Raw genomic sequence first — 2409 nt, forward strand, 5'->3', positions numbered from 1 at the left:
GTCACCGCCGAGCCGGGCGACGAACTCGCCCTCGCCGGTGAGTTTCGCCAGCCTGCGGGCGACGATCTTGAGCGCCTGGTCGCCGGCCGCATGCCCCCTGAGGTCGTTGATCTCCTTGAAGCGGTCGAGATCGATGACGATGACCGCCGTCATTGTGTCCTCGCCCTCGCGTGCCCGGTCGATCTCATGGTCGAGGCGGTCGTTGAAGGAGACCCGGTTGGGAAGGCCGGTAAGGGCGTCGTTGAGGGCGAGATGCTGAAGCCGCTCGAAACTCTCCAGACGGCCACGCTCATCGATCAGATAGCTGGCGAAGCCGGTGGCCGCGACGATCAGGCCCACCACGGCGACGGCGACCGCCATTGCCACCAGAATATCGGGATTGGTGCCTGTGCTGATGAAGGACAGCGGCGTCACCGCCACCGCGGCCATAGCCGTGAAATGCAGGCCGACGATCGCCAGCACCAGCAGCCCGATGGCGAGATAATGCGACCAGCGGTATGGCCGGCGCACGGCATGGCCGACGGCCAAGGCGGAGAACACGGCCGAGATGACCAGTGAGGCCACGACATAGGAGCCGTCCCATTCGACGATGCCGGCAACATGATAAGCCATCATGCCGGTGTAGTGCATGGACGAAATCGCCAGGCCGACGACGATGCCGCCCCATTCCGGAGCCAGGCGCCGGCTCTTGCCGGATGCGAGGGTGAAGCCCAGCCCGGTGCCGATGATGGCGATGACCAGGGATGCCATGGTCAGGACCGGATCGAAGGTGATCGGCGCGCCGGGCTGGTAGGCCAGCATGGCGATGAAATGGGTGCACCAGATCGACGAGCCGGCGGCGACCGCGGTCAGGAACAGCCAGCCCTTCATCTGCACGCCGGCGGTTTTCCTCGAACGGTCGAAGAGGCCGATCGTCACCCAGCAGCCGGTGACGCACATCAGCGCCGCCAGCAGGACAAGCCACAGATTATGCTCCATGGCGATGCATGATATAACGCGCATCAAGAACGGCCCGAGTCCGAGGACACCCACGACAAAGCAGGCAAGAAGCCGCCCGGAACGTGGTCAAGGCGGCTTTGTCGTAAGTGTTAGCGGCACGGCGTGAAAACTTGATTAAGTCCCTCCAGCAAATGCAGCCTTTGATTGCAGCAGATTGTTTTCGCTGCCGGCCGCCCCCGGCCATGCGCTGGACCAGAAGCCGTGCATGCACGCGTGCTTGCTCGCTCTGCCGTTCCTGCTAAAAGGCGCTGCGACAATCCGTGACGCCCAGGCTGGGGCGTCCGCCATCGACGGAGTAGAAATGTCCAAGGCCAAAGACGTCAAAAAAGTCGTGCTTGCCTATTCAGGCGGTCTCGACACATCCATCATCCTGAAATGGCTGCAGACTGAACTCGGCGCCGAAGTCGTGACTTTCACCGCCGATCTCGGCCAGGGCGGCGAACTCGAGCCGGCCCGTCGCAAGGCCGAGATGATGGGCATCAAGGACATCCGCGTCGTCGACGTGCGCGAGGAATTCGTGTCCGACTTCGTCTTCCCGATGTTCCGCGCCAACACCGTCTATGAAGGCACCTATCTGCTTGGCACCTCGATCGCGCGGCCGCTGATCTCCAAGCATCTGGTCGATATAGCGCGGGAAACCGGCGCCGACGCGATCGCGCATGGCGCCACCGGCAAGGGCAACGATCAGGTGCGCTTCGAGCTTTCGGCTTACGCATTGAACCCCGACATCAAGGTCATCGCGCCGTGGCGCGACTGGTCATTCAAGTCGCGCACCGACCTGATGAATTTCGCCGAGCAGCACCAGATCCCGGTGCCGAAGGACAAGAAGGGCGACGCACCGTTCTCGGTCGACGCCAACCTTTTGCATTCGTCCTCCGAGGGCAAGGTGCTGGAAGACCCGTGGGTGGAGCCGCCCGAATTCGTCCACCAGCGCACCGTTTCGCCGATGGACGCACCTGATACCGTCACCGAGATCGAGATCGAGTTCCTGAAGGGCGATCCGATCGCGCTGAACGGCAAGAAGCTGTCGCCGGCGACCATGCTGGCGGCACTCAACGATCTTGGCCGCGACAATGGCATCGGCCGGCTCGACCTGGTCGAGAACCGCTTCGTCGGCATGAAATCGCGTGGCGTCTACGAAACACCAGGCGGCACGATCCTGATTGCCGCCCACCGCGCCATCGAATCGATCACGCTCGACCGTGGGGCCGCCCATCTCAAGGACGAGTTCATGCCGCGTTACGCTGAGCTGATCTACAACGGCTTCTGGTTCGCGCCCGAACGGCTGATGCTGCAGGCGATGATCGACAAGAGCCAGGAAGAGGTCGAGGGCACGGTGCGCCTCAAGCTCTACAAGGGCAACGTCATGGTCACCGGCCGCAAGTCGAAGAAGACGCTCTATTCGGACTG

Annotated in this window: 2 protein-coding genes; one reads left to right on the forward strand and one right to left on the reverse strand. The window is 62.9% G+C overall.

All coding sequences use genetic code 11. The features are described from left to right. On the reverse strand, positions 1–1002 hold a 1002-nt coding region (locus EN939_RS30075), incomplete at its 3' end, for an MHYT domain-containing protein (RefSeq protein ID WP_127271295.1). A 298-nt stretch (positions 1003–1300) separates the two neighbouring features. Here EN939_RS30075 and EN939_RS30080 point away from each other — a divergent pair. Then, the coding region (locus EN939_RS30080) for an argininosuccinate synthase (RefSeq protein ID WP_127271297.1) at positions 1301–2409 on the forward strand (1109 nt) is incomplete at its 3' end.

The sequence above is a fragment of the Mesorhizobium sp. M7A.F.Ca.CA.002.05.1.1 genome (assembly GCF_003998335.1).
Taxonomy (GTDB): domain Bacteria; phylum Pseudomonadota; class Alphaproteobacteria; order Rhizobiales; family Rhizobiaceae; genus Mesorhizobium.